At 70.6% G+C, this 22956-nt stretch carries 22 protein-coding genes; 8 read left to right on the plus strand and 14 right to left on the minus strand.

The window, feature by feature from the left end:
* The first annotated feature begins 182 nt into the window (after nt 1-182).
* The 3 genes from LGM56_RS22240 (at nt 183) to LGM56_RS22250 (ending at nt 2640) form a co-directional block, all read left to right on the plus strand.
* A complete protein-coding gene (locus LGM56_RS22240; RefSeq protein ID WP_226206793.1) occupies nt 183-1364 on the plus strand; it encodes an acetyl-CoA C-acetyltransferase in 1182 nt (393 codons plus the stop codon).
* 217 nt (nt 1365-1581) lie between these two features.
* Nucleotides 1582-2325 (plus strand): acetoacetyl-CoA reductase, encoded by a 744-nt coding sequence (gene phbB, locus LGM56_RS22245; protein WP_041492959.1) that lies wholly within the window; start codon nt 1582-1584, stop codon nt 2323-2325.
* 108 nt (nt 2326-2433) lie between these two features.
* Entirely contained in the window at nt 2434-2640 is a 207-nt protein-coding gene (locus tag LGM56_RS22250) for a hypothetical protein (RefSeq protein WP_089441025.1), read from the plus strand.
* 87 nt (nt 2641-2727) lie between these two features.
* Here LGM56_RS22250 and LGM56_RS22255 read toward each other — a convergent pair whose 3' ends face one another.
* The 10 genes from LGM56_RS22255 to LGM56_RS22300 form a co-directional block, all read right to left on the minus strand.
* On the minus strand, nt 2728-3075 hold the full coding sequence (locus LGM56_RS22255; RefSeq protein WP_226206794.1) for a hypothetical protein: 348 nt from the start codon (nt 3073-3075) through the stop codon (nt 2728-2730).
* Nucleotides 3059-3568 carry a hotdog family protein gene (locus tag LGM56_RS22260; RefSeq protein ID WP_089495650.1) on the minus strand — a complete coding sequence of 170 codons (510 nt, stop codon included), beginning with the start codon at nt 3566-3568 and terminating at the stop codon, nt 3059-3061. Before LGM56_RS22260 ends, LGM56_RS22255 begins: the two co-directional genes overlap by 17 nt.
* On the minus strand, nt 3568-4383 hold the full coding sequence (locus tag LGM56_RS22265) for a beta-ketoacyl synthase chain length factor (RefSeq protein ID WP_089495649.1): 816 nt from the start codon (nt 4381-4383) through the stop codon (nt 3568-3570). The genes LGM56_RS22260 and LGM56_RS22265 overlap by 1 nt, the downstream gene beginning before the upstream one ends.
* Before the next feature lie 8 nt (nt 4384-4391).
* Entirely contained in the window at nt 4392-5603 is a 1212-nt protein-coding gene (locus tag LGM56_RS22270) for a beta-ketoacyl-[acyl-carrier-protein] synthase family protein (protein ID WP_226206795.1), read from the minus strand.
* A gap of 63 nt (nt 5604-5666) precedes the next feature.
* On the minus strand, nt 5667-6560 hold the full coding sequence (locus LGM56_RS22275) for a polysaccharide deacetylase family protein (RefSeq protein WP_226206796.1): 894 nt from the start codon (nt 6558-6560) through the stop codon (nt 5667-5669).
* On the minus strand, nt 6557-9034 hold the full coding sequence (locus LGM56_RS22280; RefSeq protein WP_226206797.1) for an MMPL family transporter: 2478 nt from the start codon (nt 9032-9034) through the stop codon (nt 6557-6559). Before LGM56_RS22280 ends, LGM56_RS22275 begins: the two co-directional genes overlap by 4 nt.
* A complete protein-coding gene (locus LGM56_RS22285) occupies nt 9034-9690 on the minus strand; it encodes an outer membrane lipoprotein carrier protein LolA (RefSeq protein ID WP_226206798.1) in 657 nt (218 codons plus the stop codon). Before LGM56_RS22285 ends, LGM56_RS22280 begins: the two co-directional genes overlap by 1 nt.
* Nucleotides 9687-10670, minus strand: coding sequence for an acyl-CoA synthetase (locus LGM56_RS22290; protein ID WP_226206799.1), 984 nt, complete (start codon nt 10668-10670; stop codon nt 9687-9689). Before LGM56_RS22290 ends, LGM56_RS22285 begins: the two co-directional genes overlap by 4 nt.
* Nucleotides 10667-12415: an acyl-CoA synthetase family protein gene (locus tag LGM56_RS22295; protein WP_226206800.1), complete on the minus strand. Its 1749-nt coding sequence runs from the start codon at nt 12413-12415 to the stop codon at nt 10667-10669. Before LGM56_RS22295 ends, LGM56_RS22290 begins: the two co-directional genes overlap by 4 nt.
* Nucleotides 12416-12465: 50 nt before the next feature.
* Nucleotides 12466-13119 (minus strand): hypothetical protein, encoded by a 654-nt coding sequence (locus LGM56_RS22300; RefSeq protein WP_226206801.1) that lies wholly within the window; start codon nt 13117-13119, stop codon nt 12466-12468.
* Between the two features lie 572 nt (nt 13120-13691).
* On the opposite strand from LGM56_RS22300, the gene LGM56_RS22305 reads away from it, so the two are divergent.
* From LGM56_RS22305 to LGM56_RS22325, 5 genes are all read left to right on the plus strand, one after another.
* A complete protein-coding gene (locus tag LGM56_RS22305) occupies nt 13692-13952 on the plus strand; it encodes a phosphopantetheine-binding protein (RefSeq protein ID WP_039360173.1) in 261 nt (86 codons plus the stop codon).
* A 111-nt stretch (nt 13953-14063) separates the two neighbouring features.
* On the plus strand, nt 14064-14780 hold the full coding sequence (gene fabG, locus LGM56_RS22310) for a 3-oxoacyl-ACP reductase FabG (RefSeq protein WP_226206802.1): 717 nt from the start codon (nt 14064-14066) through the stop codon (nt 14778-14780).
* An 87-nt stretch (nt 14781-14867) separates the two neighbouring features.
* Nucleotides 14868-16166: an endoribonuclease L-PSP gene (locus LGM56_RS22315; protein ID WP_226206803.1), complete on the plus strand. Its 1299-nt coding sequence runs from the start codon at nt 14868-14870 to the stop codon at nt 16164-16166.
* A gap of 125 nt (nt 16167-16291) precedes the next feature.
* Nucleotides 16292-17074, plus strand: a complete 783-nt coding sequence (locus LGM56_RS22320; RefSeq protein WP_089495638.1) for a glycosyltransferase family 2 protein — start codon at nt 16292-16294, stop codon at nt 17072-17074.
* 196 nt (nt 17075-17270) lie between these two features.
* Entirely contained in the window at nt 17271-18032 is a 762-nt protein-coding gene (locus LGM56_RS22325) for a M48 family metallopeptidase (protein WP_089446404.1), read from the plus strand.
* A gap of 99 nt (nt 18033-18131) precedes the next feature.
* On the opposite strand, the gene LGM56_RS22330 is transcribed toward LGM56_RS22325, so the two are convergent.
* The 4 genes from LGM56_RS22330 to LGM56_RS22345 are packed head-to-tail and all read right to left on the minus strand — an operon-like array spanning nt 18132 to nt 22859.
* Nucleotides 18132-19850, minus strand: a complete 1719-nt coding sequence (locus LGM56_RS22330; protein WP_226206804.1) for a lactate permease LctP family transporter — start codon at nt 19848-19850, stop codon at nt 18132-18134.
* A gap of 50 nt (nt 19851-19900) precedes the next feature.
* Complete coding sequence (locus tag LGM56_RS22335; protein ID WP_226206805.1) at nt 19901-21346, minus strand: LutB/LldF family L-lactate oxidation iron-sulfur protein; 1446 nt, start codon at nt 21344-21346, stop codon at nt 19901-19903.
* Nucleotides 21343-22062: a LutC/YkgG family protein gene (locus LGM56_RS22340; RefSeq protein WP_089495635.1), complete on the minus strand. Its 720-nt coding sequence runs from the start codon at nt 22060-22062 to the stop codon at nt 21343-21345. Before LGM56_RS22340 ends, LGM56_RS22335 begins: the two co-directional genes overlap by 4 nt.
* Nucleotides 22059-22859 (minus strand): (Fe-S)-binding protein, encoded by an 801-nt coding sequence (locus LGM56_RS22345; protein ID WP_226206806.1) that lies wholly within the window; start codon nt 22857-22859, stop codon nt 22059-22061. The genes LGM56_RS22340 and LGM56_RS22345 overlap by 4 nt, the downstream gene beginning before the upstream one ends.
* Between the last annotated feature and the right edge of the window lie 97 nt (nt 22860-22956).

The following is a 22956-nucleotide window of genomic DNA, read 5'->3' on the forward strand; positions in this document are numbered from 1 at the left end:
CCGCAAGACGCCGGTGAACCGGCGAGCCGTACCGGTGTGCCACCCGTTCGAATGGGTGCCGCGCGCTCTACGGCGGCGTGCGATCGCTATCGCGCCGAACGGCCCGGGATGCGCGATCGCCAGCCGAGGCCGGCACGCGCCGGCGTCAAAACGACGAACTGATTTCGATGCAGGAACTGGACATGACGGATGTAGTGATCGTATCGGCCGCGCGGACCGCGGTCGGCAAATTCGGCGGTTCGCTTGCGAAGATTGCGGCGCCCGAGCTGGGCGCGACGGTGATCCGCGCGGTGCTGGAGCGTGCGGGCGTGAAGCCCGAGCAGGTCAGCGAAGTGATCATGGGCCAGGTGCTGACGGCCGGTTCCGGGCAGAACCCGGCGCGGCAGTCGCTGATCAAGGCCGGGCTGCCGACGGCGGTGCCGGGGATGACGATCAACAAGGTGTGCGGCTCGGGCCTGAAGGCCGTGATGCTGGCGGCGAACGCGATCGTCGCGGGCGACGCGGAGATCGTGATCGCAGGCGGCCAGGAGAACATGAGCGCGTCGCCGCACGTGCTGCCGGGCTCGCGCGACGGGTTCCGGATGGGGGATGCGAAGCTGGTCGACACGATGATCGTCGACGGCCTGTGGGACGTGTACAACCAGTACCACATGGGCATCACGGCGGAGAACGTCGCGAAGGAATACGGGATCACGCGCGAAGAGCAGGACGCGTTCGCGGCGCTGTCGCAGAACAAGGCGGAAGCCGCGCAGAAGGCCGGCCGCTTCGACGACGAGATCGTGCCGGTGGCGATTCCGCAACGCAAGGGCGAGACGCTGCAGTTCGCCACCGATGAATTCGTGCGTCACGGTGTGACGGCGGAATCGCTGGCCGGGCTGAAGCCGGCGTTCTCGAAGGACGGCTCGGTGACGGCGGCGAACGCGTCGGGGTTGAACGACGGCGCGGCGGCGGTGCTGGTGATGTCGGCGCAGAAGGCGGCGGCACTGGGCCTGACGCCGCTGGCGCGGATCAAGGCGTACGCGAACGCGGGCGTGGATCCGAGCGTGATGGGGATGGGCCCGGTGCCGGCATCGCGCCGGTGTCTGGAGCGCGCGGGCTGGACGCCGGGCGATCTGGACCTGATGGAGATCAACGAGGCATTCGCGGCGCAGGCGCTGGCGGTGCACAAGCAGATGGGCTGGGACACGTCGAAGGTGAACGTGAACGGCGGGGCGATCGCGATCGGGCACCCGATCGGCGCGTCGGGCTGCCGGATCCTGGTGACGCTGCTGCACGAGATGGCCAGGCGCGATGCGAAGCGCGGGCTGGCGTCGCTGTGCATCGGCGGCGGGATGGGGGTCGCGCTCGCGGTCGAGCGCGCCTGAGCAGGGTCTGACGACTCGTCCCGCGTGCGGCAGCGGCCAGCGTCGCACGCGGGCGAAGCGGTTTTCGCGCACGACAAGCAGTCAACAACACGCGCGAGGTGCCGGTGCGTGCCGCGCCCGCGACGCGGGCGGCTGCGCATCGAAGCGGTGGGGCGGCAGCCTGAGCGACGCCGCCGCTCCGCCTTGATCGATTACTTTTTTGTCGGTAATTAATAGGATGACTAAGCGAATTGCAGTAGTGACTGGTGGAATGGGCGGCCTCGGCGAAGCGGTCAGCATCCGGTTGAACGACGCGGGCCACCGGGTAGTCGTCACGTATTCGCCGAACAACACCGGCGCGGATCGCTGGCTGACCGAGATGCACGCGGCCGGCCGCGAGTTCCACGCGTATCCGGTGGACGTGGCCGATCATGATTCGTGCCAGCAATGCATCGAGAAGATCGCGCGGGACGTCGGCCCGGTCGACATTCTCGTGAACAACGCGGGCATCACGCGCGACATGACGCTGCGCAAGCTCGACAAGGTCAACTGGGACGCGGTGATCCGCACCAACCTCGATTCCGTGTTCAACATGACGAAGCCGGTCTGCGAAAGCATGGTCGAGCGCGGCTGGGGCCGCATCGTCAACATCTCGTCGGTGAACGGCTCGAAAGGGTCGGTCGGCCAGACCAACTATGCGGCCGCGAAGGCCGGCATGCACGGCTTCACGAAGTCGCTCGCGCTCGAGATCGCGCGCAAGGGCGTGACGGTGAACACGGTGTCGCCGGGCTACCTCGCGACGAAGATGGTCACGGCGATTCCGCAGGACATCCTCGACTCGAAGATCCTCCCGCAGATTCCGGCGGGCCGGCTCGGCAAGCCCGAGGAAGTCGCGGCGCTGGTGGCTTACCTGTGCTCGGAAGAGGCCGGCTTCGTGACGGGCTCCAACATCGCGATCAACGGCGGCCAGCACATGCATTGACGCGGGGCGGCCCGGCGGTGTGCGCGCACCTGCCGGGCCGCGTTCCGCACGATCCAGTGCCGGGGCGGCGGCAGGCGCGCCGCTTCGGCTTCGCATTCCGGAGAAGGCATGGGCGATACCTGGATGGGACTCGTAATCGGCGGCACGGCACTGGCCGTCGCGCTGACGATGGCAGTCTCGCTCTACTGGCTCGAGCGGCGCCGTGCGCGGCTGCTGCGGAACTTCGATCATCGCGATTGCTCGCTCGTCGCGTACGGCAGGTGCTTCGCACGCGTGCGGACCCGGCCGGCACGCCGCCTGCGCGGCGCGCGTTGACGGCGGCATCGCGGCAGTGACGCGTCACGCTTGACGAGCGGTCGTGCATCGCGCGCATGCCTGCGGGGATGCGCGCGATGCCCTTGATCAATCGTTCTTTTCGCTCTTCCCGCCCGACTCGCCCGAGTCGTTCTTGTGGAAGATCCGCTTCGTCGTGCGCTTGGTGGCATCCCAGCCTTCGCGCGACGCGTGTGCGACCCCGTGGCCGACCGCCTTCGCGGCGCTCGCGGTCGCGTGGCCGAAGCTGCGGGCCGCCTCGCCGGTCTTGTGCGCGGCTTCCTTCGAATCGTGCTTGATGTCCTGCTTCACTTCCGACATGTCCGCGTGCGCGATCGGGCTGATCAGCGCCAGAACGAGCGCGGTGCCAATGAACTGACGAACTTTCACGACCTGGTTTCCTTCTCTTGGGTAAGCGGCTTCATCGAGGATTCGCATCGCCGGCTGGCGCCGCGCCCGGGCGTAACGCGCCGGCCGCCGACGCGTCGAGCATCACCGCGGCGCGGCCGGACAGCAGCACGCGATCGCCGCAGCGCAGCGCGAAGCCGTACAGCACCGAGCGGGCGTCGCCGCTCACGCGTTCCGCTTCGACGACGAGCGGCTGCGCGAACGTGTCGAGCCGGTCGACGAACGCGTCGACGTTGCGCACGCTCGCCAGGTAGCCGACGCGCGGGCGCGTTTCGTGCGCATCGAGCAGCGCGCCGTGCACGGCCATCGCCTGCGCCGCGTATTCGATCCCGCAGACGGCGGCAAGCCGGCCGTGCGCGCGCAGCGGGTTGTGCGGATCGCGGTGGCTCGTCGCAGTGCAGCGGATGCGAGCGGCATCCCACGCATCGACCGTATCGAGCACGCACATCGTGCCGCCGTGCGGAATGTGCGCGGCGATCCACGCGTGGTCGAGCGGCGGTGCGAGCGGGATCGTCGCGGTCATCACGCGCGCTCCGCGAACGTATCCGGCATCGCGACGTCGACCTGCACGCGCGTATCGGCCAGGTAGTCGAGCACGACGCGTGTCGAACGCCGCGCGGCGATGGCGTCGAGCAGCGGCAGCACGCGCGCGGCCGGATTGCCGGCGCGTAGTGCGTCGAGCTCGGCATGCGCGAGCGGCGTGGCGGGTGCGTCGGCGAGCTGCACGTCGATGCGGGCGAGCGCGCGTTCGCTTGCTTCCGGCGCGAGCACGAGTGCCACGCCGAATGCGTCGCCGATCGGGCGCACCGCACGCAGCGGTTCCGGATAGTCGGTGTCGTACGCGATCAGCAGCGTCGGCACGCGATCGACCACGACCTGGCACAGGCTTTCCAGCAAGCCCGCGGCAAAGCTGCCGTCGTGCGCGCACAGCACGTTCGACGTCGCCATCGCGCGGGTCGCGATGCTCCAGTAGCCGGCCGGCGCGTTGTGCACGGAGTTGTGGAAGCGCGTCGGCGACAGCTGGCGGTCGTCGCCCGCCAGCGTCTCGCAGATCGCGTGGCAATTCTGGCCGTCGCCGCCCGACGCGCTGAACACGGTCGCGATCGTCGCGGCATCGCGTCCGCTCGCGACCACCGCTTCGTGGCCGGCCGCGAGCGCCACGCGCACGACGGGGCCGGTGCGGCGCCGCTCGGCCGACGGCAGGCCGGCCGGTGGAGGCAGCTCGGTGCGGGCGGGCGCATACGGTACGCGGCCCGCGAGCACGTCGGCCGCGTGCGGCCAGTCGTTCAATCCGGGCCCGATGAGGCCGATGCTTTCGATGAAGGCGGTGAGTGTCATGGCGGGCCTCAACGGCGGGCGTGGTCGGCGCGGCCGAGGATCAGGCTGCAGTTCGTGCCGCCGAAGCCGAACGAATTGGACAGGACGGCGCGCACGCGGGGAGCGCGGCTCGCGAGCACGTAGTCGGCGGCGAGTGCCGGGTCGGGCTGCGTCGTGTTGACGCCGGCCGGCACGAACTGCTCGCGCAGCGCGAGCGCGGCGACGACGGCCTCGAGCGCCCCCGCCGCGCCGAGCGTATGGCCGGTCGCGCCCTTCGTCGAGCTGCACGGCGTGCTGGCGAACAGCGCGCCGATCGCACGGCTTTCGGCGGCGTCGTTGCTCGGCGTCGCGGTGCCGTGCAGGTTCACGTAGTCGATGTCGGTTGCGCCCAGGCCGGCGGATGCAAGCGCCTGCTCGATCGCGACGCGCGCGCCGAGCCCGTCCGGATGCGGCGACGACATGTGATGTGCGTCGCTCGATTCGCCGATGCCGAGCAGCAGGATCGCATCGGCGTCGAGTGCGGCGGGCGGGTCGGGCACGCGTTCGACGAGCGCGAACGCGGCGGCCTCGCCGATCGAGATGCCGTCGCGTGCGACGTCGAACGGCCGGCACGGCTGGCGCGACAGCAGCTCGAGCGAATTGAAGCCGTACAGCGTCGTCAGGCACAGCGAATCGACGCCGCCGACGACGGCCGCGTCGATCAAGCCCGCTTCGATCATGCGGCGCGCGGAGCCGAACACTTTCGCGCCGGACGAGCACGCGGACGAGATCGCCATCGCCGGCCCGCGCAGCGCGAAAAACGCGCGCACGAACGCGGCCGGCGAATACGGGTTGTGCGTCTGCGCGTAGCGGAAGTCGGCGGGCAGCGCGCCGCTCGCCGGATCGCGGCGCTGGTATGCGTGCTCGGTCTCGAGGATGCCGGCCGTGCTCGTGCCGATGAATACGCCGACGCGCGCCGCACCGTAGCGCGCGACGGCCGCCGCGACGCGTGCGTCGAAGCCGTCCTGCGTGAGGCCGAGTTGCGCGAGGCGGTTGTTGCGGCACGCGAAGTCGGCGAGATCGGCCCGCACGGGCTGCGCATCGACGTCATCCACCGCGCCGATCCACGTGTCGAGATCCGCCCGTTCGAAGTCGCAGGGCTGGAGCCCGCCGCGCGCGTTGCGCAGCGCATCGAGGGTCGCATCGAGGCCGCGGCCGATGCAGCTGGTGGCGGTGAAGTGCGAGAGCAGGAGAGGTTTCACGAGGGTCGCATCCGGTGGCCGGAACGGGCGCCGCAGCAGGGCTGGCAGGCGCGCCGTTCGAGGTCAGATTTTATCAAACGGGGGTGCCGAATTGGCCGGCTCGCCCCGCCCGCCGGGCGGCTCCGGCGCGAGCGCCGCGCGCAGCGTGGTCCAGTGCAATTGCGCATCGGCGGCCGCGCGCAGCACCGCTTGCAGCACGTCGAGCACGACCGGTTCGCCGCGCGCATCGCGCGCCGCATGGCCGTCGTGCACGAGCAGGATGTCGCGCGCCGCGAGGCCGTGCAGCAGGCGGCGCGTGACGGTCGCGGCATCGCGCGCACGCGTGTCGAAGCCGCGCCGCGTCCAGCTCGCCAGCTGCAGGCCGAGTTCGCACAGCACCGGCTCGAGAAACGGGTTGCGTAGGCCGGCCGGCGCACGGAAGAACAGCGGGCGCGTGCCGGTGAGCTCGGTCAGCGTCTGCTGCGCGGCCGCGATCTCGGGCCGCAGCGCGGCGGGCCCCGACAGCGAGAACGTGTGCCGGTGCCGCTGGCTGTGGTTCTCGATTGCGTGACCGCGCGCGACGATCGCCTCGATCCAGCGCGGATGACGGCGTGCGAGATCGCCGATGCAGAAGAACGTCGCGCGCGCGTCGTAACGGTCGAGCAGGTCGAGCACGCGCGGCGTGACGTCCGGGTCCGGGCCGTCGTCGATCGTCAGCGCGATGCGGCGGCCAGCGTTGGCCGGCAGGCGCGTCCAGTTCGGGCCGAGCAGCGTGCTGCGCGGCCACAGGCCGGCGGCGGTCAGCGCGAGATGCGACGCGACCACGCCCCCGAGCGCCCACGGCCACGCGGCCGGCTGCGCGACGACGGCCGCCGCCGCGCCCGCATGCAGCGCGGCCGTGCCCGCGATCAGCGGCGTCGGCTTCCAGCGGCGCGTATCGCCGGGCTGTCGCGACGGAACGGACGACGGCGCGTTCATGCGCGGTTTCCTCGATGACGGTTGATGGCCGCAACCTCGGCCGGGCGCGGCGCGAGAATCGCCGCGAACGCGAGCGCGAGCATCGCACCCGGGCCGACGGTCAGCCCGAAGGTTTCGAGCAACGGCACGCGCGACAGCGCCAGCAGCCCGAAGCCGGCAACCGTTGCGAGATTCGCGATCAGCAGCGACACGAGCGTGTACGGCGTGACGGGCTGCGCGTCGTCGCGCTTGCAGAAGAACAGCGCGTAGTTCGAGCCGACCGCGACGATCAGCAGCATCCCGACGAGATGCAGGATCGTCAGCTGCACGCCGGCGAGCGCGAAGCCGGCCGTCACGACCAGCACGGCCGCGACGAGCGGCGCGAGCGCGTGCACGGCGCGGCGCGGCGAGCGCAGCGCGATCAGCAGCAGCACGGCGATCGCGGCGAAGCCTGCGAGCGACAGCCGGATGTCCTCGTGCACGTAGCTCACGTACAGGCGATCGGCTTCGGCCTTCATGTCGACGAACAGCGCATCGGGCACGCCCGCGCGGGCGACGGCTTCGCGAATCGGCGTGGCATCGAGACTCGATGCCGGTTGCGCGGCGCGGGCGGCATCCGGCGCACGCAGCGGCAGCATCGCGCGCCAGCGGCCGTCGCGTTCGGTCAGCAGCGCATCGACGGCGAGCGCCATCGACGTGCCGCGCAAGTCCGCGCGCGTCAGCAGCGGTGCGTGGCGCGCGGCCCCGACGTCGGTGATGAACGGTGCGAACAGGTCGGGCTTGACCGCGATCGGCTGGTTCGCGACGGCGTCGCGCATCCGCGCGGCGAGCACGTCGGCATCCGGCAGGCTCGCCTGGCGTGCGCGCTGCGCGGCGTCGCTCGGCAGGTAGCGCGCGGGGCTTTCGAAGCCGGCGAGCGCGCCCCGGTCGACGAGCGGCTGCAATTGCGCGGCGACCTTTTCGGCGCCTTCGAGCGCGGTTTGTTCGGTCGAGGCGGAAATCACGACGAGATAGCGCACATCGGGCGCGCCGACATCGGCGCGCAGCCGCGCGTCGAGCACCTGCGCTTGCGCCGGCACGGGGCTGAGCGCGGCGAGCTCGCGGCTCCACAGCCCGTCGCGATGCAGCACGAGCGTCGCGGCCGCGGCGATCACCAGCACGGCGAGCGGCCAGCGCAATCGCGGCGCGGCGTCGGCCGCACGCGCGAGCACGGCGCCGACGCGCGACACGTCGCGGATCGCGACATGCTCGCCGCGCAGGTGCGGCAGCACGAAGCGCGTGACGAGCGCGGCGGCCGTCAGCCCGACGATCGAATACAGCCCGAGTTGCACGAGGCCCGGGAATCCGGAGAACAGCATCGACGCGAACCCGCACACGGACGTCAGCACGCCGAGCCGGATCGTCGGCCAGTACGCGGCGACCCATGCGCGCGTCGCGTCGGCCGGGCGCGCCGCGCCACGCGTGCCGGCCTGCGCCGATTGCACGAACAGGTAGATCGAATAGTCGACGGCTTCGCCGATCAGCGTCGTGCCGAAGCCGAGCGTCAGCCCGTGGACCGTGCCGAACGCGATGCTGACCGCCGCGATGCCCGCCGCGACACCCGTCAGCACCGGCAGCAAGCCGAGCGCGAGCGTGCGCGGCGAACGGTACAGCGTCAGCAGCAGCGCGACGATCAGCACGACGCTCGCCATCGACAGCCGCTCGACGTCATGCCGGATCGTGTCGCGCGTGTCGACCGAGAACACGCCGGGGCCCGTCATCGCGAGCGTGGTCGCGGCGGTGTTCGGCACGGCCTGCTTGGCGGCGGCGAATGCATCGCGCACGGTGTGGATCGCGCGGGCCTGCGCGTCGGTATCGGAACCGGCGGCGGCCGTCTGCACGACGAGCACCGCGCGCGTGCCGTCGCGCGATGCCCACACGCCATCGCGGCTCGCCGGTTCCGCCGCGCTGTCGAACTGATCGACGAGCGTGGCGACTTCGCCGGTCGGGTCGCGCGGCAGCATCGCCTTGGCCACGAGGCCGGCCGACGAACTCAGCAGGTCGAGGCTGTCGCCGAGCGCCTGATGCAGGCCGGCGGCGCTGAAGCGCTGCGGCGTGACGGCCGGGCTCAGCAGGTAGCGGTGATCGAAGATGAACTGGCGATCGCGCGCGTCGTTCGCGGCTTCGCCGTTGTGAACGGCCGCGAATTGCGGATCGGTGCGCAGCGCGCCGGCGACGCGTCGCGACAGCGCGGCGCGCGTCGTGGCATCGCCGCCGTCGATCGCGACGAGGATCAGCCGCGACACGACGCCGTCGCGCAACTGGTCGACGAGCACGCGCTGCCCGGCGCTCGGCGCGCTCGGCAGGAACGCGGACAGGTCGGCCGTGAAGTGCGCGCGCCCGATCGCGACGCCGCATGCGACGAGCGCGAGCAGCCACGCGAGCACGGCACGCTGCCGCAGCGCGTGCAGGCGGCGCGCGACCGGTGACGCGGGGGGCCGGGTGCGTTCGTCCATCAGTTCGGGTTCGCCGGAACGGGCCGCAGCCGCATCACCGAGCGGTCGCCGTCGGCCTGCCGGATCGCGACGCTGCGCAACACGTCGCGCGTACCGTCGAGCGTGATCGTGCTGACGACTTTCAGCATCCGCGAGTCGAGCGGCGTGAGCGTCAGCGTCCAGTCGTCGCCGCGCCCGGCGAGCGCGACCTTGTACACCTGTTCGAGCGCGAAGCGGTTGCCGGCGAGCGTCGCGCGGATGCTGTCGATGAACGCGCCGAGTTCCGGATAGCGTGCGAGCGCGAGCGTGAACTTGCGGTTGTTGCGCTCGACGGTGAGCATGTCGCCATCGACGACGAGGTGTTCGGGCTTCGGGCTCAGCGTGTGCTTCTCGAGATGGTCGGGCGCGACGAACACGAGTTCGCCGGATGATTCGACCGGCTGCGTCGCGATCGACAGGGTCTTCGTCTCGGTGAACGTCGCGCGCCCCGACTTGTGTTGCGCAAGCGTCGACATCAACCGGTCGAGGTTCCACGCCGGTGCCGTGTCGGCCGCCTGCGCGGGCGCGGCAGCCAGCGCGATTGCGGCGGTGGTCGCAGCGACGGCGACGGCCAGCGTGCGGACGGCGCGACGCAGCGTGGACGGGAGCGTGGGCAGGCAGCGGCGAACGGCGGTCATGCGTCGGAATCCCTCGTGGCGGACAGGTCGGCACCGGCGCATGCCGCGTCGCTGCGTGCGGTCGCGGTTGCGGCATCGCCGCCTTGCCAGAAGTCGAAATAGTTGAACCAGTTGTACGGTGCCGCGCGGCAGTATTTGTCGAGCAGCGCGACGTAGCGCACGAGTGCCGCGTCGACGGCCGCCGCGCGTGCGTCGCGCCGCACGTCGGAGAAATCGGCGAGCGTCTCGAAGTGCACATCGTAGCGGTTGCCGTCGCGATAGAGGCCCGTCATGAAGATCACCGGGCGCTTCAGCATCGCGGCCATGTAGAGCGGCCCGAGCGGGAACGCGGCGGGCGCGCCGAGCAGCGGCAGCCGGCGCAGCGACGCGGCCGCGTCGTCGAGCAGCGTGCGGTCGGCGAGCATGCCGACCATGCAGTTCGCGTCGAGGCGCTCGCGCACCTTCAGCATCGAGTCGACCTGCCCGAGCGGAATCACCTCCGGCTGCGCGGCGGGATTCACCGCGGCGAGCGTCGCGTTGATCTTGCGCGCGTTCTTCTCGTACATCGTCACGACCACGCGCAGGGCCGGGTGCGTGCGGCCGATCGCGCGCACGACCTCGAAGCTGCCGAGGTGCGCGCCCATCAGGAACGCGCCGCGTCCGCCCGCGAGCGCGTCGTCGACGAGCGTTTCACCGTGCAGCCGGATGTCGAACAGGTCGAAGCGTCCGTTCATCAGGTAGATGCGGTCGTGGATCGTCGCCGCGAACGTGAACACGTGCCGGTACACGTCACGCCAGCGCACGGGGCGTCCGAGCACGCGGCGCAGGTAGTCGCGCGACGCCGCGCACGCAACCGGCGAGAACAGCACGAAATACGTCGCGATCAGGTGCAGCACGACGCGTGCGCGCTGCCGGCCGAAGCGCAGCGAGATCCATGTCATCGCGCGCAGCAAGCCCGCATTGCTGCGTTCCTGGCGTTCGGCCCACGCGGTGCGCTTCATGGCTGCGCGCCATCCTGCGCGGCCGGCGGCGCTGACAGAACGCCGCTCGCGACTTCGCGCGCCCCGGCGCGCAGCGTGAAGCGGATCGCACCGCTCGCCGCGGCGTCGTACGCGAGATCGAGCGGTTCGCCGGGTGCGACCGGGCTCAGGAATTTCGCGGACCCGAGCCGCCACGTGTGCAGCGGACGGTCGAGAGCCGCACCGATCGCATGGATTGCGTGATCGAGCAGCACGACGCCCGGCACGACCGGATGGCCGGGGAAGTGGCCGGGCAGTGCCGGGTGATCGGCGGGGATCGTGAACCCGAGCGCCGGCGCGGGCGCGCCGGCCGGGTCGCGGATGGGCGTCGGCGCGGCTGCGGTGCGCGCATGTTGCGCCACGAGCGCGGCGAGCACGTCGCGCGGCAGCTTGCCGGTTTCGTTGCGCGGCAGCGCGTCGACGAACACGAGCGGGCGCGGCATGAACGCGGGATCGATCCGCTCGCGCAGCGCGCGCTGCAGATCGGCGGCCGCGAGCGTCGGTGCGACGACCAGCGCGACGAGGCGCGTGACCGGTTCGAGGCCCGCGCCGGCCTGGGCGGGCGCGGCTTCGTCGGGCATGAAGAACACGCCGTCGATCACCTGCGCAATCGCATTGAGCTGATGGTTCAGGTACGCGAGCGACGTGCGCTTGCCGGCGATGTTGACGAGGTCGGCCTTGCGGCCGTGCAGCAGGAACCGGCCGTCGCCGAGCAGTTCGAGCGCATCGCCCATCGGCACGGGCGCCTCGACGTGCCCGCCCGACACCCAGATCGTCGGCTCGCCGTCGTCGCTTTCCGGTTCGTCGCGCGCATCGAGCCGGATGCCCGGGAACAACGCCCAGGTCGCGCCTTGCGACGTGCGACGGGTCGCGATCTGGCCGGTTTCGGTGCTGCCGTAGATCTCGACGAGCGGCGCGTCGAGCGCGGCTTCGGCTTCGCACGCGAGCTTTTCCGACAGCGGCGCGGTGGCCGACAGCACGAGCGCCGCGGGCGGCAGCGCCTGGCCGGCCGCCAGCAGCGCGCGCAGGTGGATCGGCGACGTGACGAGCACGCGCGGCTGCGGGATCGTGTCGAGTTCGTCGCGAATGTCGACCGGGTAGAACGGCTGGCGGTTGCTGAACGCGAGGCCGCCGATCAGCGCGAGCAGCACCGTCGACTCGAAGCCGTACATGTGCTGCGCGGGCACCGTGCCGATCAGCGTGGCCGCGCGGCCGTCGAGCAGCCCGAGGCGGTCGGCCGCCGCGCGCACGCAGCCGACCAGGAAGCCCCAGGTCTTGCGGTGCGGCACCGGTGCGCCGGTCGAGCCGGACGTGAACACGTAGGCCATGATTCGCGCCGCGTCGATCTGCGGCACGACGAACGGCGCATCGCTCGCGCGCTCGCCGGGGGCGGCATCGGGGTACGCGAAGCGCGGCAGGTCGATCGCGCAGTCGGGCGCGTCGTGCAGGCAGAACGCGTCGGGCGCGAACGATGCGAGCTGGCGAACCATTTCCGGCGTGTGCGTCGACGGCAGCAGGCTGATCTTGCCGGCAACGAGCGCCGCGCACAGGCTGACCGCGAAGCGGTAACGGTCGCGGCACACGTTGAACACGTGGCCGCCGGCGGGCAGCGCGGCGGCCACGCGCGCGACGTCGGCGACGAATGCGCGCACGGTGACGGGCGCGCCGTCGCGCCAGGCGATCGTCTGGTCCGGCGACGAATGGAAAACCAGCGGGTGAGTCGGCATAAATCGGTCGAAACGGGAGCGAAGGCCGGCGCGGCGCGCCGGCCGGGAATTCATCGTGACGGCTGCGATGCGTGCGTCGTCGCGCGATACGCGCGCACCGCATCGACCATGCGCGGCCGCGGTTCGTGCGGCAGTGCGAACCGCCGGCACGCATGCTCGGCGGCGAACATCACGGCGACGAGCGGCGGCGACAGGTAGTTCGCGAACGTCGACCACGTGACGATCGGCGCGGTCGCGAACAGCAGCGTCGACACGGCGGCGATCGCGACGAAGAACAGCGTCCATGCGAGCGTGATCTGCCGGGTGTAGCGCGCGACGGCCGGCGTGATCGCGCCGTGGATCATCGTCGCGAAGCGCGTGCACAGCGGCACCTGGCCGGCGGCGAGCGTGCGGCCGAACACTAGCGCCATCGCGAGGTTGAAACTCGCGTGTTCCAGATACAGGCCCCATTCGAAATGCCGGGCGAGCGGCACGCGCGCGGCCCACAGCACGGTGGCGGCAAGCAGCCACGCCGGCACGAGCCATGCGCGATGCGGCGAGCGCAGCGCCGCACCGAGTGCGAGCAGCAGCGGCGGCACCAGTGCCATCGCGAGGCCGAAGCCGTGCGCGCCGGGTGTCGCGGCCGCGTAGTGCGCGCCGGCCTGGTACGCCGCGACGGCGCCGACCGCGGCGAGGCCGCGCGCGGCGGGCAGCAGCCGGCTCATCGGCGGCCTCCGCGCACACGGCGCGCGAACGCATGCCCGGCGGCCGGGCGGCAGCGGGCGGACGGGCGAACCGGAACGGAGCGGAAGGTCGGGCGCGGCATGACTGGCGACATCGGGCGGATCGTGGCCGGACGTGGTGGTCGGGCCGTCAAACATCATATGAATGGCGGCTGGGACGCGGGTCCGGGCCGGTGGTCGGGCACGCTCATTTTAGGGCCGCGGCACCGCGTGTTCGGGGCGGGCGCGAACGGGTTTTGTAACCGATTGTATGGCGCGGGACGAACGGTTTGGCGGGGTCGGTCCATTTCCATCCAAAGCGGCTCAAGCGTCTCGTGCATTCGGGTCCCGAAACGGGCTGCGGTGCCGGCTCGCCAGTCTGTAACCATTGGCCGTATACGGCCCGATACCCGTTCGTCTAGAATCCGCGTAACTTTTACAAACGATCCCCCAATAAAGCAGGCGGGGAAGCCGGCAGACGCCGGAGGGACGGAGATTCGCACGCGCCGGGCGTGCATGGCGACAGCCGTTTCCGGGCACCTTCCGCTGCCACGGGCCGCCTGCCCGCACGCATGATGAACGCACTGGAACAAGAGCTCGCCACGCTGATCATCGGCGAACTGAATCTCGAAGACGTCACGCTCGAAACAGTGACGGCCGAGACCCCGCTGTATGGCGAGGGTTTCGGGCTCGACTCCATCGACATCCTGGAAATCGCCCTGCTGATCTCGAAGAAATACGGCTTCGAGCTGCGTTCGGACAATCCGGACAACCAGAAGATCTTTGCGACGCTCGGTGCACTGGCGGCGTACGTCGCCGCGCACCGCACGAAGTGACGGGGTCGCGCCACGGGCGCGACGTGCAGATGATGACGGCAGGCGGCCGCGATCGGCAGACGATACGCGGCCGCGTCGGTCGAGGTGGAACGCGATGAACGGAGCAATTCGATGCGGGGTCTCGTGACGGGCGGCAGCGGCGCACTCGGGCAGGCGATCTGCACGGCGCTCGCGCAGGCTGGCCACGAAGTGTGGGTGCATGCGAACCGTCATCTCGCGCAGGCGGAGGCGGTCGCGCAGCAGATCGTCGCGGCCGGCGGCACCGCGCACGCGATCGCGTTCGACGTGACCGACGCCGATGCGACGCTCGCCGCGCTGAAGCCGTTCATCGACGATGCGCCGGTGCAGATCCTCGTCAACAACGCGGGCATTCACGACGATGCGCCGATGGCCGGCATGTCGCGCCGGCAGTGGCACAGCGTGCTCGACGTGACGCTCAACGGCTTCTTCAACGTCACGCAGCCGCTGCTGTTGCCGATGATCCGCACGCGGCGCGGCCGGATCGTCAACATCGCGTCGGTGGCCGGCGTGACCGGCAATCGCGGCCAGGTCAACTACGCGGCCGCGAAGGCGGGGCTGATCGGCGCGACGAAGTCGCTGTCGCTGGAGCTCGCGTCGCGCGGCATCACCGTGAACGCGGTCGCGCCCGGCATCATCGAATCGCCGATGGCCGGGTACGCGTTTCCCGCGGAACGCATCAAGCAGCTCGTGCCCGCGCAGCGCGCGGGCCGGCCCGACGAAGTCGCGGCGATGGTCGCGTATCTGGTGTCCGACGCCGCGGCCTATGTGACGGGGCAGGTGCTGTCCGTCAACGGCGGGCTCGCCTGACGAAGCGCGCAGCGTCGGCGTGACGTAACGCAACGCGGCGCAGGCCGCGAGGTTGCGCGGCCTGCGCCGCATAGTGAGGAAATCGAAGTGTCCGTGCATCCAGTCGACGCCGAACGGCGCCCGTGTTCCTTGTCGTCCTCCACCGCGCCCGTCGTGCGCGGGCAGACGGCGGCCGGGCCGGCCGCATCGCGATCGGGCGAAGCGCTCGCGCACGGCGGCGGCCGAGCACTGCGGCTCGTCCGGACGAGCCATGCGCGGCTCGCCGCATTGCTGCACGATGCGCGTGGCAGTGGCGATGGATTCGAGCGCGCGTTTCCCGGCGCATTGGGTGCGGTATGCATCGGCGCGGACACGGCTTCGCATGCCGAATCACGAGCGGACGCGGCAGCACGGATGCTGGCCGAAGTCGTGCCCGACCTGCCGGTCGCCCCGGTGCCGATGACGCTGCTCGGCGCCGGCATCGCGCCGGACGACGCCATCTGCGAAATCTGGCAATGCCGTGCGCGCGACCTGCGCAGCGAACGGCGCGGCGCGCTGCACTATCGGTACAGCGAAACGGCGGGCCTCGTGTTCGGCAGCATCGTCGTGCACGAAGCAGCACGTGAGGCGAACGAATCGCACGACAGCGGCACCCCGCTCGAACGCGCGACCCGCGACGCGTACCGCGCACTGTTCGACGTGCTCGATTCGCTCGGCATGCCGCATCCGCTGCGCATCTGGAATACCGTGCCGGCGATCAATGCGATGCAGTTCGGGATCGAGCGCTATCGTCAGTTCAATATCGGCCGCCAGCACGCGTTCGATGCGTGTCGCCGCGCGCTGACGGGCGGCGTGCCGGCCGCCTGCGCGCTCGGCTCGGTCGTGCCGGTCGCGGGCGATGCATCGCCGGCCGCGCCGCTCGCGATTCATTTCCTCGCGAGCCGCACGCCGGCCGATCCGGTCGAGAACCCGCGCCAGGTCAGCGCGTATCACTATCCGGCCGAGTACGGCCCGCGTGCGCCGACGTTCGCGCGCGCCGCCGCGTGGTCGGACGGCGATGCCGCGCCGGTGCTGTTCGTGTCGGGCACCGCGAGCATCGTCGGGCACCGCACCGTGCATCACGGCGACGTCGTCGCGCAAACGCGCGAGACGGTCGCGAACCTCGCGGCCGTGCTCGAGCAGGCCGCGCGCCAGGGGCACGGCCCGTTCTCGCTCGCCGACCTGAGCTATCGCGTCTACGTGCGCGACGCCGGCGATGCCGCGGCGCTGGCCGCGATCGAGCGCGTGCTGCGCGAGGCGGCCGGCCCCGGCGTGCGGCCGCTCGTCGTCCATGCGGACGTGTGCCGCGACGACCTGCTGGTCGAGATCGAGGCCAGCACGGGTCATCAGGAGGCGTGGCTGTCATGAAGCGAGAAAACCTCACGATCGAGCCGCCGGCCCCGCATGCGGGCGACGTCGACGAAGCCTGCCGACGGTCGCCGGCAAGTCATAAACTTTTGTCAGGATCCCCGTCTTCGCAATCGGCCGTTTCCATGTCCAAGCTGCACGCCTCGTCCACCCATCTCGTCCTGATTCCGAGCTACAACCCGGGTGCCAAGGTCGACACGACCGTGCGCAATGCCCGCGCGCAGTGGAATCCGGTGTGGGTCGTCGTCGACGGCAGCACCGACGGCAGCGCCGAACGGCTGCAGGCGATGGCCGAGCGCGACCCGGGGCTGCGCGTGATCGTGCTGCCGGAGAACCGCGGCAAGGGCGCCGCGGTGCTCGCCGGGCTCGACGCGGCGGCCGCGAGCGGCTTCACGCATGTGTTGACGATGGATTCCGACGGCCAGCATCCGGCCGACCTGATTCCCGCATTCATGGCCGCGTCGCAGGCCGCGCCCGACGCGATGGTGCTGGGCGTGCCGAAGTTCGACGCGAGCGCGCCGCAGTTGCGCGTGCAGGGGCGCCGGCTGTCGAACGCGTGGGCCGACCTCGAGACGCTGTGGGCCGGGATCGGCGATTCGCTGTACGGGTTCCGCGTGTATCCGGTCGCGCCGCTGGCCGCGATCATGCGCCGCCAGCCGTGGATGCGCGGCTTCGACTTCGATCCCGAGGCGGCCGTGCGGTTGTGCTGGGCCGGCGTGCGGCCGATCCGCATCGACGCGCCGGTGCGCTATTTCGGCCGTCACGAGGGCGGCGTCTCGCACTTCCACTACGGCCGCGACAACGCGCTGCTCGCGTGGATGCACCTGCGCCTGTTCACCGGCTTCGCGGTGCGGCTGCCGATGCTGGTCGCGCGGCGGCTGACGCGACGCCACGGCCAGACGGCCTGAGCCCGCCCGTTTCCCGTTCCGGTCGTCGCCCGGCTGCGGCGATTGCTCCGTTTTCCGTCGTCAATCCCGTGTCGACGCGCCGTTTCGTCCCTGTTCGTCGAGTAATCAACGTGTCATCGGATGTAAACATCTGGTAATTTTCTGCCGGATTATGCAAAATCGCCGCTCCCAAATACAACTATCGAGGGATTCCGGGATGCAACTCAAGAAAGCGGTGGCAGCGTGTGGCGTGGCGTTTCTGTTGAGCGCGTGCGGCGGGGTACAGAGCCTTGACGCGAACAGCCTGACGTCGGCGGGGACCAGCCTGTACAAGGCAGCGACGCTGTCGGACAGCGACATCGCCGCACTGTCGAACGACTCGTGCAAGGCGAGCGATGCCGAATCGAAGATCGCGCCGGCGAACAGCGCGTACGCGAAGCGCCTGACGAAGGTGATGAAGGGCTTCGGCGACATGACGCTGAACGGCCAGAAGATCAACTACAAGGTCTACATGACCAAGGACGTCAACGCGTGGGCGATGGGCAACGGCTGCGTGCGCGTGTACAGCGGCCTGATGGACCAGATGAACGACGACGAGCTGCGCGGCGTGATCGGCCATGAAATGGGCCACGTCGCCCTGGGTCACTCGAAGAAGGCGATGCAGACGGCCTACGCGGTCAGCGCGGCGCGCACCGCGGCCGGCGCGGCATCGCCGGGCGTGGCGGCACTGACGAGCTCGCAGCTCGGCGACATCACCGAGAAGTTCATCAACGCGCAATTCTCGCAGACGCAGGAAAGCGCGGCCGACGACTACTCGTTCGACCTGATGAAGCAGAAGGGCATGAACCAGAAGGGTCTCGTCACCGCATTCCAGAAGCTCGCGAAGCTCGACGGCGGCAAGAGCTCGATGATGGATTCGCACCCGTCGTCGGCGAGCCGTGCGCAGCACATCGAGGATCGCATCGCGAAGGGCAGCTGATCGCGCAACCGGTCGCCTGCCGCGGCGGGCGATCCAGCGGCGACATGAAAAACCCCACGCTCTTCCGGGCGTGGGGTTTTGTTTTTGGGCGGCCGCCGCTTACGGCACCATCCCCGGCAGCACGTACGCCTGCGCGAGCGTGATCAACCCGACGATCACCGCGAACAGCAGGCTGTGCCGCACCGTGAAGCGGAACAGCTCCGATTCCTTGCCGACGAGGCCCGTCGCCGCGCAGGCGACCGCGATCGACTGCGGCGAGATCATCTTCGCGGTCACGCCGCCCGTCGTGTTCGCGGCCACCGCGAGCGTCTCGGGCACGCCGAGCTGATGGGCCGTGGCCTGCTGCAGCGAGCAGAACAGCGCGTTCGACGACGTGTCCGAACCGGTCAGGAACACGCCGAGCCAGCCGAGGAACGGCGAGAAGAACGGGAACGCGGCGCCGGTCGCGGTCAGCATCAGCGCGAGCGTCGACGACATCCCCGAATAGTTCGCGACGAACGCAAACGCCAGCACGAGGCCGATCGACAGGATCGGGCGCGTCAGTTCCTTCAGCGTCTCGCCGAACGTCACGAGCGCGTCGCGCGGCTTCATCCGCAGCAGCGCCATCGAGATCAGCGCGGTCACGAGGATCGCGCTGCCCACCGCCGACACGAGATCGATCTTCAGCACCGCGTCGAGCGCCTTCGGCGTCGCGGTGATCGGCGCGGTTTTCACGACGAGCTGGTCGAGCCCCGCCACATGGAACTTCAGCACGGTCGACGCGAGTGCGCCGTGCGCGGCGAACAGCGCCTTGAACGGCGCGATGCTCCATACGGTGACGACGGCCGTCAGGATCAGGAACGGCGACCACGCGCGCACGGTTTGCGCGAGCGTGTACGGCGACGCCTGCCGGCTCGTGCCGGTGCCGAAGCCGCTGCGCGAGCCTGCGGCTGCGCCGCCGAAGCCCGCGAGCGCGGCGCCGCCGCCCGACGCGACGAGGCCGCCGGCCGTCTGCTGCGCGGTGCGCGGCTGCCACACCTTCAGGAACGCGGCGAGTGCGACGAGGCTGACGAGCGACGACGTGATGTCCGGCAGCTCGGGCCCGATGTGGTTCGACGTGAAGTACTGCGTCACCGCGAAGCTGCCGCCCGCGACGAGCGCGGCCGGCCAGGTCTGCCGCACGCCGCGCAGCCCGTCCATCATGAACACGAGCCAGAACGGCACCGCGAGCGACAGCAGCGGCAGCTGGCGGCCGGCCATCGCGCCGATATGGAACGGGTCGATGCCCGTCACCTGCCCGGCGACGATGATCGGAATGCCCATCGCGCCGAACGCGACCGGTGCCGTGTTTGCAATCAGGCACAGTCCTGCCGCGTGCAGCGGCTTGAAGCCGAGGCCGACGAGCAGCGCCGCCGTGATCGCGACGGGCGCGCCGAAGCCGGCCGCGCCTTCGAGGAACGCGCCGAACGAGAAGCCGATCAGCAGCATCTGCAGGCGCTGGTCGTCGGTGATCGACAGCACGGACGCGCGAATGATGTCGAACTGGCCGGTCTTCACGACGATCTTGTACAGGAACACGGCCGCGACGATGATCCACGCGATCGGCCAGATGCCGTACGCGAAGCCGAAGCCGGCCGCCGCGAGCGCCTGCGGCACGGGCATCCCGTACGCGAGGATCGCGACGCCGAGCGACAGCAGCAGCGTGATCGCCGCGGCGACGTGGCCCTTGAGCCGCAGCGCGGCCAGCGCGACGAAAAAGAAGATGATCGGGATTGCGGCGACGAACGCCGACAGCCCGAGGCTGCCGAGCGGCGTGTAGATCTGATGCCAGGCTTGCATGGATGTCTCCTCCATAGGTTTTTGTCGATACGGCTTGAAAAACGAAACGGCTATTCGGGCTGGCCGCGGGCGCGCAGCAGGTCGGACAGGCTGCGCGGCGCCGGTTCGAGCGGCGTGCGGTGCTGCGTCCAGCCCATCTGCTTTGCGGGCGTCAGCGCACGCAGCCGCGTTGCGGTCCAGCGGAACGCGCGGTATGCACGCGGATGCGCGAACGCCCCCGACCAGAAGCGCCACACGAGGTCTTCCGCGCGGTTGTAGTTCGCGCCCTGGCCGCGCAGCGGATGCGCGACGGGCTCGTTAGGCTTGCGGTTCGCTTCGGTGCGCAGCCGCACGAGCAGTTGCGGGATCGGGATCCGCACCGGGCACACCTCGCCGCAGGCGCCACACAGCGTCGATGCGGTCGGCAGGTCGGCCGTCGCGTCGAGGCCGAGCAGGTGCGGCGAGATGATCTTGCCGATCGGGCCCGGGTAGGTCGTGCCGTAGGCGTGGCCGCCGATGCGCGTATAGACGGGGCAGTGGTTCATGCACGCGCCGCAGCGGATGCACTGCAGCGTCGCGCGCAACTGCTCGTCCGCGTAGGCCTGCGTGCGGCCGTTGTCGAGCAGCACGAGATGCAGCTCGCGCGGGCCGTCGCGTTCGCCGTCGCGGCGCGGGCCCGAGATCAGGTTGAAGTAGGTCGTGATCGCCTGGCCGGTGGCCGAGCGCGTGAGCAGGCTCGACAGCGGCACGATGTGCTCGAGCTTCTCGACGACCTTCTCGATCCCCATGATCGCGACGTGCGTGTCGGGCACCGTCGTCGACAGGCGGCCGTTGCCTTCGTTCTCGACGAGCCACAGCGTGCCCGTGTCGGCCGCCGCGAAGTTCACGCCGGACAGGCCGATGTCCGCCTCGGCGAACGCGCGGCGCAACGCGCGCCGGCCGGTCTGGATCAGCTCGTCGACGTCCTCGGTGTAGCGCGTGCCGGGGATGTGCGCCTCGAACAGCTCGGCGATGTCGCCGCGCGTCTTGTGGATCGCCGGCATCACGATATGCGACGGCTTCTCGCCCGCGAGCTGCACGATGAATTCGCCCATGTCGGATTCGATGCAGTCGACGCCGTGCTCCGCGAGGGCGTGGTTCAGCTCGATTTCCTCGCTCGCCATCGACTTGCCCTTGATCACGCGGCGGGCCTTCTTCGCCTGCGCGATGCCGAGCACGATCGCGTTCGCGTCGGCGGCCGTCTCGGCCCAGTGCACGTGCACGCCTGCTTCGGTGAGCTTCGTTTCCAGCCGTTCGAGCAGGGCGGGCAATTGCGCGAGCGCGTGCTGCCGCACGGCTTCGCCGAGATCGCGCAACTGCTGCAGCTCCGCGTCGTCGGGGAACTGCGTCGCGCGCTTGCCTTGCAGGAAGTCCATCGCACCACGAAAGCTCTTGCGCAGTGCGGGATCGTCGAGCGCGGCGCGCGCGCGGGCCTTGAAGTCGCCGGGGGCGACGAAGTGCAGCGACTGGTCGTTCATTGCGGGAGAGCCTCGCTGGCGGTGGCGGCCGTATCGGTGACGATCACGACCCACAGGCGGCGCGGGCCGTGTGCGCCATAGGCGAGCGTCTGCTGGATGTCGGAGGTTTTCGACGGGCCCGATACCAGCACGAGGTTGGTCGGCATGCCGGCGTGCCAGCGCTCCGTGTGCACGGCCGCGTGCAGGTCGGGGTGCAGCGTGTTCGCATGGACGAGCGCGACATGCAGCGGCGGCACCAGCGACACCGTGCGCGGCGTGCCGGCATCGGGTGCGAGCACGACGGTGCCGGTGGCGGCGATGCCCGAGCGCGCAACGGTGAAGCCCGCGTCGATCGTGTCGAACAGTTCGGTCTTCCATGCGTCGATCGGCCGGTCGAACGGCACCGGCACGACCGTGTCGGGCAGCGCGCGGGCGAGCGCCGCGGATTCGGCACGGGCCGGGTCGAGCAGCAGGCGGCGCACGCCGGCCTCGGCGAGCCGCGCGGCGAGCTGAGCGGGCCACTCGTCGCCGGTCGCGCACCAGACGTCCGCGTGCGACGCGGCGAGCGCGGCCTGCATCGTGAGGGCAAGTGTGTGCGGTTCGTGTGCCGTCTCGGTTTGCATGCGGCGCATGTCGTAATGCGTGTCGATGCGCGCGTCGAGCGCGGGGGCGGCCTCGGCGGCGACACCCGGGGCGGCGGCGCGCAGCCGCTGGAGGATGGCGTCGCGCGCGCTCATCGCTTGTCTCCGCGCAGCGATGCGGCGCCGGCCGTGCGCCGCCACAGGAAGCTGGCGAGGTGCTCGACCGGCAGCGGCGCGCCGGATTGGTCGGCCGCGTGGCCGATGTTCAGCAGGCAGCCGCAGTCGGCGGACACGAGCCGGTCGCAGCCCGTCGCGCAGGCCGATGCGACCTTGTCGCGCACCATCGCGCCGGAGATGTCGGGATGCTTCAGCGAGAACGTGCCGCCGAAGCCGCAGCATTCGGATTCGCGTTCGTGTTCGATGCGCGTCACGCCCGGCAGCGCGTCGACGAGCGCGACGCCGTGCACGCGCGTGCCCATCTCGCGGCGGGCCGCGCACGACGTGTGCAGCACCACGCGCTCGTCGGCGCCGGCCGGCGCGGCGAGCGCAGCGAGCCGCACGTCGAGCACGTGTACGAGGAATTCGGTGAGTTCGTAGGTCCGTTCCGCAATCGCACGCGCCTTGGGGCCGTGGACCGGATCGTCGGCGAACAGCGCCGGCCAATGGTGCCGGATCATGCCGCCGCACGAGCCCGACGGCACGATCACGGGCCACGGTTCGGCGAACAGGTCGAGCTGCGCGGCCGCGACGCGGCGCGCCTCGTCGGGATTGCCGCTGCTGTAGGCCGGCTGCCCGCAGCAGCTCTGGCCGCGTGGATAGTGGACGGTCAGGCCTTCGCGTTCCAGCAGGCGGACCGCGTCGAGCCCGGCTTCGGGGACGAACAGGTCGACCAGGCAGGTCGCGAACAGGTAGACGTGCGCGGCGGCGGCGGCGGGGTACTGCCGTTGGTTCATGTCTCGCTCCAGAGGCGACGGCCCGGCATGCGGATGCGGGACGACGATTTCGCTGCATAATTCCCGCGACGGCGCCGCAGCTCAAATTGGTTGGGCC

The organism is Burkholderia sp. AU38729 (assembly GCF_020419725.1).
GTDB lineage: Bacteria > Pseudomonadota > Gammaproteobacteria > Burkholderiales > Burkholderiaceae > Burkholderia.

Excerpts from the sequence above, each read along its gene's own strand:
- LGM56_RS22285 (WP_226206798.1), bottom strand. The coding sequence starts at position 9,690 with ATGACCGCCGTTCGCCGCTGCCTGCCCACGCTCCCGTCCACGCTGCGT.
- LGM56_RS22305 (WP_039360173.1), top strand. The coding sequence starts at position 13,692 with ATGAACGCACTGGAACAAGAGCTCGCCACGCTGATCATCGGCGAACTG.
- LGM56_RS22340 (WP_089495635.1), bottom strand. The coding sequence starts at position 22,062 with ATGAGCGCGCGCGACGCCATCCTCCAGCGGCTGCGCGCCGCCGCCCCG.
- LGM56_RS22260 (WP_089495650.1), bottom strand. The coding sequence starts at position 3,568 with ATGACCGCGACGATCCCGCTCGCACCGCCGCTCGACCACGCGTGGATC.
- LGM56_RS22280 (WP_226206797.1), bottom strand. The coding sequence starts at position 9,034 with ATGGACGAACGCACCCGGCCCCCCGCGTCACCGGTCGCGCGCCGCCTG.
- LGM56_RS22290 (WP_226206799.1), bottom strand. The coding sequence starts at position 10,670 with ATGAAGCGCACCGCGTGGGCCGAACGCCAGGAACGCAGCAATGCGGGC.
- LGM56_RS22320 (WP_089495638.1), top strand. The coding sequence starts at position 16,292 with ATGTCCAAGCTGCACGCCTCGTCCACCCATCTCGTCCTGATTCCGAGC.
- LGM56_RS22275 (WP_226206796.1), bottom strand. The coding sequence starts at position 6,560 with ATGAACGCGCCGTCGTCCGTTCCGTCGCGACAGCCCGGCGATACGCGC.
- LGM56_RS22295 (WP_226206800.1), bottom strand. The coding sequence starts at position 12,415 with ATGCCGACTCACCCGCTGGTTTTCCATTCGTCGCCGGACCAGACGATC.
- LGM56_RS22325 (WP_089446404.1), top strand. The coding sequence starts at position 17,271 with ATGCAACTCAAGAAAGCGGTGGCAGCGTGTGGCGTGGCGTTTCTGTTG.
- LGM56_RS22335 (WP_226206805.1), bottom strand. The coding sequence starts at position 21,346 with ATGAACGACCAGTCGCTGCACTTCGTCGCCCCCGGCGACTTCAAGGCC.
- LGM56_RS22255 (WP_226206794.1), bottom strand. The coding sequence starts at position 3,075 with ATGCGAATCCTCGATGAAGCCGCTTACCCAAGAGAAGGAAACCAGGTC.
- LGM56_RS22265 (WP_089495649.1), bottom strand. The coding sequence starts at position 4,383 with ATGACACTCACCGCCTTCATCGAAAGCATCGGCCTCATCGGGCCCGGA.
- phbB (WP_041492959.1), top strand. The coding sequence starts at position 1,582 with ATGACTAAGCGAATTGCAGTAGTGACTGGTGGAATGGGCGGCCTCGGC.
- LGM56_RS22330 (WP_226206804.1), bottom strand. The coding sequence starts at position 19,850 with ATGCAAGCCTGGCATCAGATCTACACGCCGCTCGGCAGCCTCGGGCTG.
- LGM56_RS22240 (WP_226206793.1), top strand. The coding sequence starts at position 183 with ATGACGGATGTAGTGATCGTATCGGCCGCGCGGACCGCGGTCGGCAAA.
- LGM56_RS22250 (WP_089441025.1), top strand. The coding sequence starts at position 2,434 with ATGGGCGATACCTGGATGGGACTCGTAATCGGCGGCACGGCACTGGCC.
- LGM56_RS22300 (WP_226206801.1), bottom strand. The coding sequence starts at position 13,119 with ATGAGCCGGCTGCTGCCCGCCGCGCGCGGCCTCGCCGCGGTCGGCGCC.
- fabG (WP_226206802.1), top strand. The coding sequence starts at position 14,064 with ATGCGGGGTCTCGTGACGGGCGGCAGCGGCGCACTCGGGCAGGCGATC.
- LGM56_RS22345 (WP_226206806.1), bottom strand. The coding sequence starts at position 22,859 with ATGAACCAACGGCAGTACCCCGCCGCCGCCGCCGCGCACGTCTACCTG.